The organism is Brevibacillus sp. M2.1A, assembly GCF_013284355.2.
GTDB lineage: Bacteria > Bacillota > Bacilli > Brevibacillales > Brevibacillaceae > Brevibacillus.
In genome coordinates this window covers 4,774,460-4,790,341 of record NZ_JABSUY020000001.1, presented here as the reverse complement: position 1 = coordinate 4,790,341, position 15,882 = coordinate 4,774,460, and the positions used below count along the sequence as shown (strand labels likewise).

Sequence of the window (15,882 nt, the reverse complement as noted above, 5' to 3'; positions counted from 1 at the left end):
AAGGAGGAATATGAGGAGGAGAGAGAGAATCGTATAGATAATGAAAATGAATGAGCATTCACTCGTTGGGAGGCGTTTAACGTGGAACTTTCAAAAGTATGGGAACCGATTCAGATTGGTTCGATGACGTTGCCAAATCGGATTATGATGGGGTCCATGCACGTTGGATTTGAAAAGCTGCAGAATGGTGTAGCGCGGCTTGCTGCCTTTTACGCAGAGCGTGCAAATGGAGAGGCAGGTCTGATCGTGACTGGAGGGGCTGCCGTACATCCAGAAGGCGGCATGGGCGACGAGTATTGCAATGTATACCAAGACGAGGATATCGAGAAATTGCGCCTGATCACGAAAGAGGTTCATCAAGCCAATGGAAGAATTGCGTTGCAGCTGTTCCATGCCGGGCGTTATGCGTACAAGGAAGCGACAGGATTAGACCCGGTAGCCCCATCGCCATTGCAGGCGCCGATTAACCGTTGGAAGCCGAGAGAGTTACGCGCAGAGGAGATCGAATCTACGATCCAATGTTTTGCTGATGGTGCCGTCCGCGCCAAAAAAGCTGGTTTTGATGCCGTAGAAATCATGGGTTCGGAAGGATACTTGATCAATCAATTTTTGTCCCCTGTGACCAATAAGCGAGAAGATGAGTGGGGTGGGGACTTTTTACGCAGAGCACGTTTTGGCATTGAGGTGGCTAAGCGTGTCCGCCAAGCAGTGGGACCGGATTATCCGATCATCTACCGTATGTCGGGATTGGACTTGATGCCAGATAGTACGACGATGGAAGAGACATTGCAATTTGCCAAAATGCTGGAGGAGGCAGGTGTTGATGCTCTCAATATCGGAATTGGCTGGCATGAATCACAAGTACCGACGATTGGCATGATGGTGCCGCGTGGAGCATATGTATGGGTAGCCCAGCAAGTCAAGCAGGTCGTGAACATCCCGGTTATCGCCAGCAATCGAATCAGCGACGTACGTCAGGCTGAAAAGATTTTGTATGAAGAATGCAGTGATATGGTTTCGATGGCCCGTCCATTTTTAGCGGACCCGTATATCGTTCAGAAAAGCAAAGAAGGACGCTTTGATGAGGTAAATACATGTATTGCTTGCAATCAAGCTTGTCTCGACCATATTTTTGATGGGAAGGTAGCCTCCTGTCTGGTCAATCCTCTCGTCGGCAGAGAAGCAGAGTGGCAGTTGGTTCCGGCGGAAAACTGCAAGAAGGTAGCTGTAATCGGCGCGGGTCCTGCCGGCTTGGAGGCAGCTCGTGTGCTGGCTGAACGAGGGCACCAGGTGGTCATCATGGAGGCCAAAAAACAGATCGGTGGACAATTAAACTACGCCAAACAGGTGCCTGGTAAAGAGGAATTTAATGAAACGCTTCGCTATTATCAGACAGAGCTTGCGCGTCTTGGTGTCGAAATCAGGCTGGGAACACTGGCAGAGGCAGAAGCCTTGATCGAAGAGGGCTTTGCAGAAGTTGTGGTGGCAACGGGAGTCATTCCACGGCGTCCAGAGATTCCAGGTATGGAGCTCGGACATGTGAAGGGATATGATGCGGTATTTGAAAAGCGCGCCAAGGTAGGTAGACAAGTGGTCATCGTCGGTGCGGGAGGAATCGCGTGTGATTTGTCCCATTTGCTGATGCACGACGAAACGATCTCACCGAAGGCAGCGGAATACTTGCAGGAGTATCGAATACTGGATGGAAAAGCTGTACAGCAACTACAACAGCGAAAACGAAAAATCAGCATGCTGCGGCGTGGGAAGCATGTCGGATCGGGCTTGGGCAAGACGACGCGCTGGGCAGTTCTCGCCAACCTGAAGAAACGTGGCGTGGAGATGCTGACACAAATTGAATATAGCCGGATTGCAGAAGAAGGGGTATATTTTATTCAGAACGGCGAGGAACGCATGATACCCGCTGATACGGTCATTGTAGCGGCTGGAGCGACCTCCAACAATGCTCTATACCACGCATTGCTTGATCGGCTGCCTGTGCACCTCATAGGCGGGGCGAAAGAAGCGGGAGAGCTCGATGCCAAGCGAGCTATTTTGGAGGGTGCGACCGTCGGAAGAGCGATTTAAGGTGCTGAAAAGATTTTCTATTTCGAAAACAAGGCGAATCGGATATGATTAAGAAAAGTATGTCGTCTTTTTAGAAGTTTTGTCGAATCGCTTTTCAACCACCGCTAATTTTTGCAAAATGAAGTTATACTGTTCAAATTCATTTGATTGGGGGCTCTCGCCTTGATGAACCATAATGGCATTCTCTTAGGGAAACGTTACTTCCTGTACTCGTTAGCACCGTTAGTAGAGGTGGAGGGATGGACGTTTACGATAGCCCCGGGGTTTAAGTTGATCGCGGGCGGGAGTGCCAATCCATTACAGACATTAATCAGCGTTTACCGAGAGACTGAAAAGGTAGCGCAACTCGTGCTTCATCATAGACGAAGTGATTCAGATGTCACAGTGCAGGCTGTATCGAGTGATCTCCTGTTAGAAATCGCCCCGGCGACTAGAACTGTAAGTGTAGCAGAAAAGCTGTAGGCACCCTGAACGGGGTGCTTTTCGCTTTCGAACTTCAATCATCATTCCGAGCAATCGAGGAGGCGTCAGGATCATGGTAGGGAACGAGTGGCAGGTAGGTCAGTTTCAATTGTCTTGGCTGAGAGGGGGGCTCACGAAGCTGGATGGAGGCGCCATGTTTGGAGTGGTGCCCAAGCCGCTATGGAGCAAAAGATACCCATCGAATGATCTCAATCAAATCCCTTTGCGTGCCGACCCGATCCTGGTACAGGCTCATGGCAAGCGTATTTTGATTGAATCAGGTATAGGGAATGATCGGCTAACGGAAAAACAGAAGCGCAATTTTGGCTTGGAAGAAGAGTCTCGAGTGGTGGAATCCCTTGCCGCGAAAGGGTTGACTCCTGCCGATATTGATATTGTCATCATGACACATATGCACTACGATCATGCCAACGGACTTGTCTCTATTCGTGAAGGACAACTTGTCTCTACATTTCAAAAAGCCGTCATCTACGTACAGGAGCAGGAATGGGCGGAGATGAGAGAGCCGAATGTTCGCTCGAAAAATACATATTGGGAAGAAAACTGGCGTCCGATTGAGAATCAGGTGAAGACGTACGGAGCTTCGCACGAAGTTGTGCCAGGAATCACGCTTCATCATACAGGTGGTCACAGCCAGGGACATGCTATCGTCCGGATGGAGACAGAGGGGCAGGTGCTTTTGCATCTGGCGGACATCATGCCTACACACGCTCACCAAAATCCATTATGGGTGATGGCCTACGACGATTACCCGATGACCTCCATCTATGCAAAAGAAGAATGGATCATCAACGGGATCAAGCAAGGCGCTTGGTTCACGTTTTACCATGATAGCGTTTACCGTGCGGTGAAATGGAACGAACAGGGAGAAATAGTTGATCGTATCGAAGTTGTTTTATAAAAGGAGAGGCAAAGACCGTCAGCGCTTTCTGGCGGTCTTTTGCGTTGTCCAGGGTTAGCGTGTCCAACCTTATCGAATTTTTGATTACTCTCATAGAAAAGTTTCATAATCAAAAAATTTTGAATGCTCATTGACGAACGACCATTGCCTCTCTACAATGGGAACATCACAGAGCATCTGTTCTGGCAGAGGTGGGAGTACATAACAGTCGTGGGGAGAGAGAGAAAATGAGCTGGATCAAGATGCGTTTACAGGAGTTTCACCCGATCGTCTGGTCATTAGTCGTCGGGACCGTGTTCGTCCGGGCTGCCAGCTCGATGAGCATGCCGTTTTTGTTTTTATACTTGTCCAATCAAACAGATATGAGCTTGGCAATGATCGGATTGACGATTGGAGCAGGACCGCTCGCGGGTACAATCGGGGGGTTTATTGCGGGAGCATGGTCGGACAGAATCGGGCGCAGACGAGTCATGCTAGGTGCGTTGTACGTGTGGACGCTCGTGTTCGTCGGATTTGCGCTTAGTAAAGACCCGTGGATTCTGCTTTTGCTCAATATAGCAGGGGGACTCTGTCGATCCTTCTACGAACCGGTCTCACAGGCGCTGATGGCAGATGTAACGCCACAAGAGAAGAGGCTTCGTGTATTCGGTATCCGCTACATGGCGATTAATGTTGGGGTAGCGGTAGGGCCTATCGCAGGGGTAGTGCTTGCGAAAAGCTCTGTCGCTCTACCTTTCCTGGTGACTGCACTGATATATCTCATTTATGTGATTAGCTTGCAAGGATTATTGAACAAGTTCGGCATTAAGCAAATTGAAGGCCAAAAGAAAGAAGTTGTTACATTCGGCCGAGCATTCAGTGTGGTGGTGCAAGATAAAGCGTTTCGTTTGTACATGCTCGCCGGTGTTTTAGGAGCGATTGGCTACTCGCAAATGTCTTCTACGCTGGCCAAATTCGCAGAAATGACGGTCGTGAATGGAACAGAGCTGTTTGCCATCCTGATGACAGTCAATGCGATTGTCGTCGTTGTGATGCAGCTTCCGTTGACGACCTGGGCAGAAAAAAAGACGCCTCTCACCGCCATTTTGGTGGGAAACGCCATGTATGCAGTTGGTGACGTTGGGTATGCCTTTGCCAATTCGTGGCTGATATTCATTGTGGCAATGGTGTTTTTTACGATTGGCGAAATCCTTACATTTACCGCAGGAGACGTCCTGATCGACCGAATGGCCCCGGAGAATATGCGGGGCAGCTATTACGGTGCGAAAAGCTTCAGCAACCTCGGCCAGTTCATCGGTCCGTGGATGGGCGGATTGCTGTTGGCACATTACGGAGGTACGACCTTGTTCCTGGTGGTAGCAGCGACTTCGATGATGAGTAGTGCCTTCCAATGGGCGGGTGCTCGTGCTTTTGAGGCAACCCGGGGCAAATCCTTGAATGAAGCGAGGGTTGAATCACTCTAGGGCTTGCAAGATGCGATCAGCCATCCGTTTATAGCCTTCGGCATTTGGGTGGAAGTGGTCTGTATACAGGTAGTTTTGTTCCTTACGCAAGAATAAGTCGTAGGTCGGCACCACGAATACTTGCGGGTATCGTGAGGCGATTTGGGACGCCTGATTGTTCCAATCGAGCACGGGCCCGATGGTGTCGACGGATGCTTCCGTATTGCCAAAAGGGTTGTACAGGGAAGTGTAAACGATCGTCGCGGTCTTGTTAACGCTGCGAATTTGTTTGAGAATCTCTTCATAGTTGACTGCGAGCTTATTAAGAGCCGTGGTCACTTTTTCTTTTTCAATGGTATACAGCCCGCCTGTCTGCCTGAACAAGTCATTGCCGCCGATGGTAAAAAGAATCAGATCGGCTTCAGCGAGGAGCTTCTTCACTTGCTCCTGGGACATTTGCTTGAGCAGCTCAGATGATTCCTGTCCATTTATCGCGAGGTTTGTGAACGTAATCGACTGTCCCGATTTTTTCTCCAATGCTTGGCGAACGAGTCCGACATAGCCTTGGCCGTTTGCGTCTCCGGCACCGCGCGTGAGGGAATCCCCTAGAGCGACTACTTTGTGGACACCCTTTTCTGGCAAAGGAGAGGGTGGCTGCTCTTTTTGCGCAGGTGGGTTAGCTGTGGATGGGGCCAGCTGCTGCGGATTCATCGCCAGGACAAAACCTGTCGCAAATAAGAGAAAGGAGAGTAAAGACAAGAGACCTGCCGTGCGCCAAAGAAATTGGCCGGATGTGCGCATCGGGTATCCTCCTATTCGTTGTAAAGTGTATGGTCATGGTATAATGTGGATGGACATCTTATGACAGTGTACCATAAACAGAACGCCATCGTCAGTTGACGAGGGGAGACTCAGATAGGAGGGCGCACATTGGCCGAAACGGTCCTCTCAGTAAAAGGATTGCAAAAAGCGATTGGCAAAAAGCCGATCATTCATGATATTACGTTTGACGTTTTCGCCGGAGAGGTATTTGGATTTCTCGGACCGAATGGCGCAGGCAAAACGACCACGATCCGCATGCTCGTTGGATTGGCAAAAGCGGATGGGGGAGATATTCGCATCGGAGGCATCTCCCTTCAGGAACAGTTTCCGCAAGCGATTGCCCAGGTTGGTTGTATCGTCGAAAACCCGGAGCTGTACAAGTTTTTGACGGGCAGAGAAAATCTGGAGCAGTTTGCGAGAATGAGCGGTGGTATTACGCCTGAGCGTATTGAGGAAATTGTTCGCTTTGTTGATTTGGAACGGGCGATTGATGATAAGGTAAAAACGTACTCACTCGGAATGAGACAGCGCCTTGGGATAGCGCAGGCACTTTTGCACCGGCCGAAAATATTGATCCTGGACGAACCGACGAACGGTTTGGACCCGGCAGGAATTCGTGAGTTGCGTCAGTTTATTCGCAAGCTTGCCGAGGAGGAAGGGCTCGCTGTCTTTATTTCGAGCCATCTTCTCAGTGAAATCGAGATGATGTGCGACCGGGTGGCGATTATCAGCCAAGGAAAAGTCATCTCGGTTGGATTAGTCAAAGAACTGATGGAGCAGTTTGCTGATCAGGTCGATTGGACAATCCCGTCTTCTTATATACAAAAGGCCGAGCAGCTCTTGCGAAACCTACCAGCAGTGACAGAAGTGTGGGTGGTCAGTGAAGAGCGTCTGAAATCCCGCATGGATATTGAAAAAGTAAGCGAGGCTAACCAAGCGTTGGTCAATGGCGGCATACCTGTGATGGGAATTGCGACGAAGACGGTTACACTGGAAGACCTGTTCCTTACATTGACGGGAGGAGGGGGAAGTCATGGAGCAGAGCATGGTGGGGCTCGTACAGAATGAAACCATAAAATTGCTGCGCAGGCGCCGTTTTCTCGTTGTTGTGCTCATCTTGGCGATTCTGATTCCGATTTTTACATACGCACAGTACCGCTCGGTTGTCACTGCACAAGAACGAATGGGGACGACCGACTGGCGCCCGCTCTTAACCCAACAAATCGTCGATATGCAAAACAGGCTGGCATCAAGCCGTCTTCCAGAAGAGTGGAGAGATTTTATCAAGGTCCGGATCGCACAGCAGCAATATTATTTGGATCACGACATTAACCCGATGGCGCCAGGTGGACCTACTTTTGCCCGTGGCTTTATGGACCAAGCCATTTCGATGTTTTTGCCGATGATTATCGTTGTACTCGCAGTTGACCTCGTATCTTCTGAGTTTAGCGAGGGGACAGTCAAGCTGCTATTGACGCGGCCTGTACGGCGTTGGAAGGTGCTGACCAGCAAATACATCACCCTGTTGCTATTTACCTCTCTAACGGTTCTCACGACACTAATTCTCGCTTATTTGCTCTCTGGGGTCGTGTTTGGCTATTCGGGTTGGGACCTTCCTATTTTGACTGGCTTTGAAGTATCGGGAGGAGAACTGGAGACATCTGGGGCTTTCATGCTGCCACAATGGCAATTTTTGCTGATGCAGTATGGTCTAGGCTGGTTCGTCTGCGTCGTGGTTGCAACGGTAACACTTATGGTCTCTGTTTTGGTTCGGAGTGCGGCTGCGGGGATGGGAATTATGATGGCCGCGTTAATTAGCGGAACGATCCTGACGCAGATGGCATCCTCCTGGGAATCGTCCAAATACTTGTTCGTGGTTAATTTGCAGTTGACGGATTATCTCAATGGAACACTGCCTCCGATTAAGGGGATGACGTTGCCCTTCTCGTTGACCGTGTTGAGTGTATGGGCGATCGCAGCGCTGATCATTGCGTACGCAACCTTTATCCGAAGGGATGTCACATCCTAATTTGACCTTTTTCGTTACTTTATCGCAAGGCGGCTCGTCTTTATCATGACGAATGAAATAGACAGCGAGAGGAGAAAGGCGAAATAGAATGGATGTATTATGGAAAGCAGGCTCGGTGACACTATCTGGCATGTTTGAACTGTGGGCAGCGATCCCTGTAGGTTTTATGTTGCAGCTACCACCGATTCTGATCGGAATATTTAGTGCGGTGGGTGCGATTATCAGCGCAGGTGCTGTTATTTTTGTGGGAGGTTCGTTGCGCAACTGGCTTTTAAAGCGTGTAGAGAAACGGAGCAATCGTCAGGGGCGCATGTGGCAGATATGGGATAAATACGGAGTGGTTGGCCTTGGTCTCGCTTCGCCGCTCTTAACAGGAGCCCCGCTGGGTGCTGCTATCGGTATCTCGCTAGGAGCCCCTACGAAAAAGCTCATGCTGTGGATGTCGGTGGGCATTATTATCTGGAGTGCACTATTGACGGCAGGAGTGGCATTTGGTCTTTTGCAATTCATGGTACCAGAAACGAAATAGCTATACGCATGAAAACCGCCAATTTCTGGCGGTTTTTGTTCATGCAGTTCATAATGTGAGTCTGTAGACAATCTCTCCATCGTATACGTCGCCCGTTTCTTCAAAACCGGTTTGACTGTATAAATGTCTAGCACCTGCATTGTCCGGGCATACGGTCAGGTTGATAAATCTGCTCTGTGGGAAACGGTTCCGAACCGTATCCAGGATCGCTACGAGAGCCGCTCTGCCATATCCATTACCTTGGTACCGGTGATCGATCAAAAAACCGTTGAACCAGTAACACCAATCTGTTGAGGCGTCATAGGTAATCATGACAAACCCAACCATTTTATCAGCATCATACAAGCAAAATGGTTCATATTCGCAGTTGTCACCATCAGGTCGGATATGGACCTTCGCCAGTGAAACGGCAACAGACGGAACAAAGCGCTGCTGCTCATCTTGTACCTGCAAGCGTAATGCATCTTGCCAGTTATCTCTGGTTGTTGGCACCAGTCGAATACGAATGCTATTGATAAGTCTTCACCTCGATCCTCTGATAGCTTAAGCGTAACCGATTCCACCTGAAAAATCTTCCTTTTCCGCGTGGGTGTTTTTTCGTAAAATAAACCAAGGATACAAATAGAAAAGTTCCCGAAAGTGAGGTAACTGACATGGACGAGAAAAAAGAAGCGTTGGTCCCTGAATTGGAGGATCTAGTTCATAAATTTACAGAGCTGTTGACAGGAGAAGCGACCCCTGAGCGCGTAGAGATGGTGAAAATATGGTGCCTGTACACGACAATGGCAAAAGCAATGCCACCGCTGATTCAGCATTGGGGAAGCGAGCCTGAGCATATGGAAGCACGCAATCAAATTCGGGAAATCATCGAGCAGATCAAGCAGTGGAATCAGGAGAAAAATCAAAAGCATTAAAAGTAGGAAAAAACGCTGTCACTTTGCGAAAGAGGACAGCGTTTTTTTACTTCAATCGAATCTCTAACCAGCGTAGAGGTGGTCCAACTGAAAAATCATCCTCGATACAGATGATGCTTTCCGTTTGTAGTAGATTCTGTTTGCGGAAGACGGATCGAAGTGTACCGTAGGCAGATAGGCCGAAGCAGATGTGAAATTTGTCCATTTGTTAGCTCCTCAGAATTATCTTCCTTCAATATATCGTAAATTGGATTTGATCAAAAGACTGAACAGAAAAAAGACACGATCCTGAAAATCAAGTCGTGTCTTTTCTAATCATAGGGATCTTTTTACGGATTCCATGTGATATGTTTGGCAGCATCCATTAATTCATTTAAGGTGACACCATGTGCCGTCATGACTACATACAACGATTGGTTGTCGGATTGAGCGTTAAAATGAGCCGAGTGCTGGGCTGTTGATGCTTTTGAATCCGTTTGATCAAAAGAAACAGCAATAGCTTGCTCTCCGTTGACCGCGAACAACTGAGTAGCCGAGAAAGTACCTGGGATAGAGAGGCTGCGCTTGCCTTCAGTATTTCGCACAACATCTATGCGAATCCAGTCGTTGTTTCGCTTGTAATCTGAAGTTAAGCGAGTCACCTTCTGGCTGGTTTCGGATTCATATTGGACCGATACCGTACTCATCGAGAACCCATTCGGTGATTGCGACAGGGCTGGAACGGGCATATCTGATGCTTGTACAGCGGTGTTCAAATCTGTGAAGGAAGAGAGCGTAATGGGCTGCTTCGCTGCCGTTGGCAACGTTGGACCGACCAATGCGTTCTCAGTCGAACCGCCATCAGCTGTGTCTGGTTCCAATTGGGAAGCGATCCCAAATGTCGTAGGATTCTCAGCAGCAGCGCCATTGGCTTCCTTAGCGGCTATATGGTTACCCGTATTAGCTGACTCCGCTGGAACTTCTGATTTCGCTTTTGCCGCTTGATCAGCTGAGTTCCCCTGTAATCCGCGAGATGCCACGCTGTTCTGCCCGTCTTTATTGATCGTACGTGGCTCTGGTGTGGTTGCTTTTTCCTCAGGTTTCACCATTGCAATCGCATTGTTCGATTGGGCAGGTGAGGCAGGAGGTGTATCTTTTGCAGGCGCAGTCGGAGCGACTTGCGATTGTGTAGCCGCAGACTCTGGATTGCTTTCTGCTTTTTTCATCGCCGGACTATCAGCGGCTGCTGGTAGGGAAGCGATAGCAGGTGCTGGAGCTTGCGGTTCCGATTTTGATTCCGTTTCGTCGTATGCAATCGTGTTCCTGGTGTCTTTCATTCCGTTTTCTTGTATGGCAGCCATTTGAATATTACTTGGTGTCAGTTGTTGGTAACCGACGAAACCGACTGCGAGCAAGACTGCCGCTGCGCTAACCCAGGCGTATGAAGGGAAGCCTTTGGTCCAACGCTTGTTTGGCTTTGAAATCACTGTACTCGTTTGTTGTTCTGAAGATGCAGTAGCGGCGTGAGGGGGTACACCTTTTCCGGCGGTCTGGTAGATTGCTTGCATGATTCTGTCTTCCAGGTTCGCTTGAGGCAGTGGAACCTCCTTCAAGAACTGCACCTCCTCTTCTGTTGTCATTTGCGTTTCTATCCAAGCGATGCATTCGTCACAGGTTTCAATATGTGAGTATGAATCGCTATCTGTGTCATCTAGCCATGCTTTTCTAAATGCCTGGCAGTTCATGTACGAGCCCCCCTTCCTTGCGGGATAACAATTTTGCGAGTTCCTGACGAGCACGCAAGTAACGGACGCGAGCTGTAGATTCGGCGATGCCGAGGAGTGTAGCTATTTTTTCAAACGGATATTCGTGCGTACAGCGAAGGACGATCACTTCACGATAAGAATCTGACAGTAGAGCAAAGGCTTCCTGAATTTCTCGACGTTGCTCTTTTGTCATGAGCGATTCCTGAGGGGATTCGTCCCGTGTATTAGATGGCACATAGGCCAATTGTTCATCCGAGTCATGATACTTTCGGCGACGCAAGAAGTCGATGCTCTTATTTCGGGCAAGCGTATGTAACCAAGAAGAAAACTGGCTGTCCCCACGGAATGTGGACAATTTTTCATACGCTTTAACAAATACTTCTTGAGTGAGATCCTCTGCATCAGAGCGATTGTTTACCATTTTGTAAATGAAAACGTATATCATATGCTGATATCGCTGGATGAGGTCGCGATACGCTTCGATGTCGCCTTGAAGAATCCGCTGAATGATTTCGGCGTCGGATTGCATTGAATCTTTGGCCTCCCTTCCCTCTATGAGACGCTGGTTATTAGTAAACGTTTCAGACCAGCGTTTCGATTTCTATAATATCGTATGGATAGCCCTGTTCGACCAGAAAAAGCTGGCGATGGAGCGAAAACTCCTGTTCTCTCGTGTCTCGCGTTACCAATGTATAAAAATGGGCGGTGTTGTCGTCTGTTTTGGGCCTTAAGATACGTCCCAGGCGCTGTGCCTCTTCTTGTCTGGAACCATACGTCCCGGAAATTTGGATCGCGACGTTGGCGTCAGGCAAATCAACCGCAAAGTTGGCTACCTTGGATACGATCAGGCGTGTAATTTCCCCTTTTTTAAACTGCGTGTACAAAAGCTCGCGTTCTTTGTCCGGTACTTTTCCTGTAATGAGTGGCAGTTGAAGGGCCGTTGCCATTTGTTCAAGCTGATCGATATATTGCCCGATGATCAAAACGCGATCATGGGCGTGCCTCTCCAATAGCTCGCGGACGACCTCCAGTTTTTTTGGATTTTCCGCTGCAATGCGAAACTTTTGACGAGTGGATGCATGTGCATAGGCCTCTCGCCACTTCGGCTCAAAGGGGAGTCGAATTTCTCGGCAATGCGCCTCTGCGATCCAGCCTTGCTCTTCCATGACTTTCCACGGAACCTCGTACTTTTTTGGACCGATTAGCGTGAAAACATCTTCTTCCCGCCCGTCTTCCCGAACGAGAGTAGCAGTCAGCCCAAGTCTGCGAGTGGCTTGAATCCCAGAAGTTACACGAAAGATGGGTGCGGGCAACAAATGCACCTCATCGTAAATAATAAGCCCCCAGTCGCGCTCTGAAAAGAGTTTCAGATGAGGAAAATCATCTTCGGCGGTGGGGCGGTATGTAAGAATTTGATAAGTTGCCACAGTTATTGGCTTGACTTCTTTGTTGTCACCAGTGTATTCCCCGACCATATTTGGATCAAGTCCTGTTTTGTCCAAGAGCTCAGCGATCCACTGGCGAACCGATGTCGTATTCGTGGTCAAAATGAGGGTGGCTGTTTGCAATTGGCAAATGGCACCAAGTCCAATGACTGTTTTTCCTGCACCACAGGGCAGGACGAGAACGCCGCTTCCCCCGGTCACAGCGCCTCCGGAATAGAAGGCATCGACAGCTTCTTTTTGATAAGAACGCAAAGAGAATGCTTTGCCTCGAGATGTCGTTTCCCGCAAGCTGACTGCACAGGATTCGCCTTCTGTATAGCCCGCCAAATCTTGTATAGGAAACCCGAGCTTGATCAGCTCTTGTTTGATCAACCCGCGCGCATAGCTTTTGATGACAAATTCACTCTCAAAAAGAGCAGCGATTGATTGATAACTAGTCACCTCTGCTAAAAGAAGCGGGTCTTCACTCATTAATACGAGTTGATCACCAATGCGTTCCAAACGAAACAAGCCGTATTTTCGCATCGTATCTTCAATTTCTTTGACAATGGTTGGCGGGACACCGTATTTGCTGTAGTTGCCAAGCACGTCTGTTACCTCTTGTGATGTGAGACCGGATGCAGCCGCATTCCAAAGCGATAAAGGGGTAATCCGATAGGTATGGATGTATTCTGGGTTCTTGATTAGCTCAGTAAAACCGCTGATAGCTTGTCTGGCCTCGGAAAATAAAGGATGTTGCGTTTCCAACAATATCGTCCGATCGCTTTGAACGATCAAGGGCAGGTCTGGACGGTAGGACAATAGACTCACCTCGTTACAAAAGGCATAGGAATCAGCACTATGGTATCACAATCTCAAAAAGAAAGAAAAACGAACAGGTAACATTTTGGCTACGATGGGAAACAATATCCCAAAGCATGGATGGAAAGGATGGAGGGGAGCATGGCAATTTGGGGAAGCTTGTTTAATTTGATCTTGGTCATGATCCTCGTACTCCTGAACGGGTTCTTTGTTGCGACTGAATTCGCGATCGTAAAAGTAAGGGAGTCGCGCATTGCACAGCTCGCAGCGGAAGGAAACAAGCGCGCTGTCGACGTCGAGAGGGTCCTGCACAATTTGGATGCCTACCTCTCTGCGTGCCAACTTGGCATTACGCTTGCTTCATTAGGACTCGGTTGGCTAGGAGAGCCTGCTGTTGCGCATCTTCTGCATCCCGTTTTTCGATACTTCCATTTAAATGAAACGGTTGTTACCAGTATTTCCTTTATTATTGCTTTTTCGGTGATTACGTTTTTGCATATTGTACTGGGGGAACTGGCTCCGAAGACATTGGCTATTCAATACTCCGAAAAGGTGGTACTGGCAGTAGCGAAGCCGATCCAACTCTTTTACAAAATCATGTATCCCTTTATTCAAATGCTGAACTGGTCCGCGAGCCATTTTCTTGGGCTTTTTCATATATCTTTGGAGCCGCATCAGGAAGCACATACAGAAGAAGAGATACGCATTCTTGTCAATGAAAGTCATAAAAGCGGCTTGATTGATCAAACCGAGCTGATGCTGGTTGACAATATTTTTGATTTCTCGGAGACGATGGCAAGAGAAATCATGGTTCCGCGTACGGATATGGTTGTCCTGAACCTGCGCGATCCTTTTGACGAGAACGTGAAGCATGTCCAAAACGGACGTTTTACCCGTTATCCAGTAGTGGATGGTGACAAAGATCATGTTGTGGGGAGTTTGCACATCAAGGATATGCTGACAGGGCTTCTGGAAGGAGAGAGTCATGATCTTCAGACCTTCATGCGTCCGATTTTGACGGTACCGGAGACGATTTCGATCAGCCGATTGTTAACCATGCTGCAAAAACAACGAGGTCAAATGGCAATTATCATTGACGAGTATGGGGGCACTGCGGGCCTGGTGACCCTGGAAGATATAATGGAAGAAATTGTTGGTGACATTCAGGACGAGTTTGACGATGAACGCCCAGAGGTAGAACGAAGCGACGGCATGCTGTCATTGGACGGGCGTATGTTATTGGAAGAAGTGGGCGATTATCTGGACATCGAATTGGAGTCGAGCGATGTGGATACACTTGCTGGCTGGATTTACATGCAGATCGACCATCCGCCGCGCGTGGGAGATCGGGTAAAAGAGGGAAAGTACGAATTTGTCGTGGGAGAGGTCAACCATTACAGAATCACCAGGGTATATGTAAAGAAAGTCGGCAAAGCAGAGGAAGAAATCGGTTCCACGTAAGTGAGGAAAGGGGGCTTCTCAATGCGTAATATAATTGCTATAATGGGACACAAGTTGCATAGATGGCAATGAGCCTAATTACTTAGGGTGATTAGGAGCAGCAAAAGAGCAGAGACTAGAGGAGGAAGTACAGATGAGACGAGCAGTCAGTATGGTACTGACCGCATTGCTGGCGTTTTCTTTGGCAGCATGTGGTAACGAAACAGGTGGGAAAACAGAGACAGCGGCAACGACAGGCCAAGGGCAAACAGTGAAGCTGGGGCTGACGCAATTCGTGGAGCACCCTGCGCTGGATGCTATTCATAAAGGAATTTTGGATGGTCTGAAGGACGCTGGCTACGAAGAGGGCAAGAACTTGGAGGTAGACTCCCAGAACGCCCATGGTGACATGAACAATACAGTCTCGATCGCACAGAAGTATGCCGGAGATAAGAAGGATATTGTCGTAGCGATTGCGACGCCATCCGCACAGGCTGCAGCCAAGGCGATTGCTGACAAACCTGTTATTTTCAGTTCCGTAACAGACCCGATCTCGGCTCAACTGGTTGGCAGTCTGGAAAAACCAGACAAAAACGTGACCGGGACGTCCGATAAAGTATCGATGGAACAACAATTGAAGCTGGTGAAAACCTTCCTGCCTGAGCTGAAAAAGCTGGGCGTGATCTATACGACTTCCGAAATTAACTCAGAGGTACAGGTCAAAGAATTGGAAGACGCAGCGCAAAAAGAAGGCGTAGAAATCATCAAGGCAGGCATTTCGCAGTTATCCGAAGTGCAGCTTGCAGCTCAAAGTCTTGCTAGTAAAGCAGATGCCATTATTATCCCAATTGACAACACCGTCGTATCTTCTTTTGAAGCGGTACTGGGAGCAGCAGAGGAAAACAAAATTCCTGTATTTGCTTCTGATACCGATACAGTGAAACGTGGAGCGGTTGCTACTTACGGGATTGATTACTACCAAATCGGTAAACAAACAGGCGATATGGCTGCCCGTATCTTAAAAGGGCAGACGGTTGCTGATACTCCTGTAGAGATTTCGAAACAAGCTGATTTGTATATTAATGAAACAGCTGCTGCAAAGTTTGGGCTCACTATTTCTGAGGCACTCAAACAACAGGCGAAAGAAATCATCAAGTAAAAAGAGAGCGTCATGCTCTCTTTTTATTCTTTTAAAACCGTTTTATCCATGTTAAACTGTAAAAAAAAATTCACGAGGGGGAATTCA

16 protein-coding genes are annotated in these 15,882 nt (G+C 48.5%); 10 read left to right on the top strand and 6 right to left on the bottom strand.

Features of this window, described 5'->3' with window-relative positions; all coding sequences use genetic code 11:
* Positions 1–81 precede the first annotated feature (81 nt).
* From HP567_RS22800 to HP567_RS22785, 4 genes are all read left to right on the top strand, one after another.
* Positions 82–2,085 carry an oxidoreductase gene (locus HP567_RS22800; protein WP_173612282.1) on the top strand — a complete coding sequence of 668 codons (2,004 nt, stop codon included), beginning with the start codon at positions 82–84 and terminating at the stop codon, positions 2,083–2,085.
* A 165-nt stretch (positions 2,086–2,250) separates the two neighbouring features.
* Entirely contained in the window at positions 2,251–2,547 is a 297-nt protein-coding gene (locus HP567_RS22795) for a hypothetical protein (RefSeq protein ID WP_173612308.1), read from the top strand.
* A gap of 73 nt (positions 2,548–2,620) precedes the next feature.
* Positions 2,621–3,469: a YtnP family quorum-quenching lactonase gene (locus tag HP567_RS22790; protein WP_173612283.1), complete on the top strand. Its 849-nt coding sequence runs from the start codon at positions 2,621–2,623 to the stop codon at positions 3,467–3,469.
* Between the two features lie 227 nt (positions 3,470–3,696).
* Entirely contained in the window at positions 3,697–4,932 is a 1,236-nt protein-coding gene (locus tag HP567_RS22785) for an MDR family MFS transporter (RefSeq protein WP_173612284.1), read from the top strand.
* On the opposite strand, the gene HP567_RS22780 is transcribed toward HP567_RS22785, so the two are convergent.
* Complete coding sequence (locus tag HP567_RS22780; protein ID WP_173612285.1) at positions 4,924–5,712, bottom strand: GDSL-type esterase/lipase family protein; 789 nt, start codon at positions 5,710–5,712, stop codon at positions 4,924–4,926. The two genes, HP567_RS22785 and HP567_RS22780, sit on opposite strands and share 9 nt — an antisense overlap.
* A gap of 129 nt (positions 5,713–5,841) precedes the next feature.
* On the opposite strand from HP567_RS22780, the gene HP567_RS22775 reads away from it, so the two are divergent.
* The 3 genes from HP567_RS22775 (at position 5,842) to HP567_RS22765 (ending at position 8,291) form a co-directional block, all read left to right on the top strand.
* Positions 5,842–6,801, top strand: a complete 960-nt coding sequence (locus HP567_RS22775) for an ABC transporter ATP-binding protein (RefSeq protein ID WP_173612286.1) — start codon at positions 5,842–5,844, stop codon at positions 6,799–6,801.
* Positions 6,767–7,762, top strand: coding sequence for an ABC transporter permease (locus tag HP567_RS22770; protein ID WP_088908637.1), 996 nt, complete (start codon positions 6,767–6,769; stop codon positions 7,760–7,762). Before HP567_RS22775 ends, HP567_RS22770 begins: the two co-directional genes overlap by 35 nt.
* A gap of 88 nt (positions 7,763–7,850) precedes the next feature.
* On the top strand, positions 7,851–8,291 hold the full coding sequence (locus HP567_RS22765; RefSeq protein ID WP_173612287.1) for a small multi-drug export protein: 441 nt from the start codon (positions 7,851–7,853) through the stop codon (positions 8,289–8,291).
* A 48-nt stretch (positions 8,292–8,339) separates the two neighbouring features.
* Here the strand turns inward: HP567_RS22765 and HP567_RS22760 are convergent, their stop codons facing one another.
* Entirely contained in the window at positions 8,340–8,798 is a 459-nt protein-coding gene (locus HP567_RS22760; RefSeq protein ID WP_173612309.1) for a GNAT family N-acetyltransferase, read from the bottom strand.
* A 146-nt stretch (positions 8,799–8,944) separates the two neighbouring features.
* Here HP567_RS22760 and HP567_RS22755 point away from each other — a divergent pair, with 146 nt between their 5' ends.
* Positions 8,945–9,205, top strand: coding sequence for a DUF2573 family protein (locus tag HP567_RS22755; protein ID WP_047068533.1), 261 nt, complete (start codon positions 8,945–8,947; stop codon positions 9,203–9,205).
* Positions 9,206–9,251: 46 nt separating this feature from the next.
* Here HP567_RS22755 and HP567_RS22750 read toward each other — a convergent pair whose 3' ends face one another.
* The 4 genes from HP567_RS22750 to HP567_RS22735 form a co-directional block, all read right to left on the bottom strand.
* Positions 9,252–9,410, bottom strand: a complete 159-nt coding sequence (locus HP567_RS22750; RefSeq protein ID WP_173612288.1) for a DUF1835 domain-containing protein — start codon at positions 9,408–9,410, stop codon at positions 9,252–9,254.
* Between the two features lie 124 nt (positions 9,411–9,534).
* Positions 9,535–10,929, bottom strand: coding sequence for a hypothetical protein (locus HP567_RS22745; protein ID WP_173612289.1), 1,395 nt, complete (start codon positions 10,927–10,929; stop codon positions 9,535–9,537).
* Positions 10,910–11,479 (bottom strand): RNA polymerase sigma factor, encoded by a 570-nt coding sequence (locus HP567_RS22740; RefSeq protein WP_007716978.1) that lies wholly within the window; start codon positions 11,477–11,479, stop codon positions 10,910–10,912. The genes HP567_RS22745 and HP567_RS22740 overlap by 20 nt, the downstream gene beginning before the upstream one ends.
* A 52-nt stretch (positions 11,480–11,531) precedes the next feature.
* Complete coding sequence (locus HP567_RS22735) at positions 11,532–13,196, bottom strand: DNA repair helicase XPB (RefSeq protein WP_217367338.1); 1,665 nt, start codon at positions 13,194–13,196, stop codon at positions 11,532–11,534.
* A gap of 141 nt (positions 13,197–13,337) precedes the next feature.
* Between HP567_RS22735 and HP567_RS22730 the strand changes: the two genes are divergently transcribed.
* Entirely contained in the window at positions 13,338–14,657 is a 1,320-nt protein-coding gene (locus tag HP567_RS22730) for a hemolysin family protein (RefSeq protein WP_173612291.1), read from the top strand.
* A 133-nt stretch (positions 14,658–14,790) separates the two neighbouring features.
* Complete coding sequence (locus HP567_RS22725; protein ID WP_173612292.1) at positions 14,791–15,795, top strand: ABC transporter substrate-binding protein; 1,005 nt, start codon at positions 14,791–14,793, stop codon at positions 15,793–15,795.
* The last annotated feature ends 87 nt before the right edge of the window (positions 15,796–15,882 follow it).

Excerpts from the sequence above, each read along its gene's own strand:
- HP567_RS22795 (WP_173612308.1), top strand. The coding sequence starts at position 2,251 with ATGAACCATAATGGCATTCTCTTAGGGAAACGTTACTTCCTGTACTCG.
- HP567_RS22765 (WP_173612287.1), top strand. The coding sequence starts at position 7,851 with ATGGATGTATTATGGAAAGCAGGCTCGGTGACACTATCTGGCATGTTT.
- HP567_RS22790 (WP_173612283.1), top strand. The coding sequence starts at position 2,621 with ATGGTAGGGAACGAGTGGCAGGTAGGTCAGTTTCAATTGTCTTGGCTG.
- HP567_RS22730 (WP_173612291.1), top strand. The coding sequence starts at position 13,338 with ATGGCAATTTGGGGAAGCTTGTTTAATTTGATCTTGGTCATGATCCTC.
- HP567_RS22755 (WP_047068533.1), top strand. The coding sequence starts at position 8,945 with ATGGACGAGAAAAAAGAAGCGTTGGTCCCTGAATTGGAGGATCTAGTT.
- HP567_RS22750 (WP_173612288.1), bottom strand. The coding sequence starts at position 9,410 with ATGGACAAATTTCACATCTGCTTCGGCCTATCTGCCTACGGTACACTT.
- HP567_RS22725 (WP_173612292.1), top strand. The coding sequence starts at position 14,791 with ATGAGACGAGCAGTCAGTATGGTACTGACCGCATTGCTGGCGTTTTCT.
- HP567_RS22780 (WP_173612285.1), bottom strand. The coding sequence starts at position 5,712 with ATGCGCACATCCGGCCAATTTCTTTGGCGCACGGCAGGTCTCTTGTCT.
- HP567_RS22740 (WP_007716978.1), bottom strand. The coding sequence starts at position 11,479 with ATGCAATCCGACGCCGAAATCATTCAGCGGATTCTTCAAGGCGACATC.
- HP567_RS22785 (WP_173612284.1), top strand. The coding sequence starts at position 3,697 with ATGAGCTGGATCAAGATGCGTTTACAGGAGTTTCACCCGATCGTCTGG.
- HP567_RS22745 (WP_173612289.1), bottom strand. The coding sequence starts at position 10,929 with ATGAACTGCCAGGCATTTAGAAAAGCATGGCTAGATGACACAGATAGC.
- HP567_RS22770 (WP_088908637.1), top strand. The coding sequence starts at position 6,767 with ATGGAGCAGAGCATGGTGGGGCTCGTACAGAATGAAACCATAAAATTG.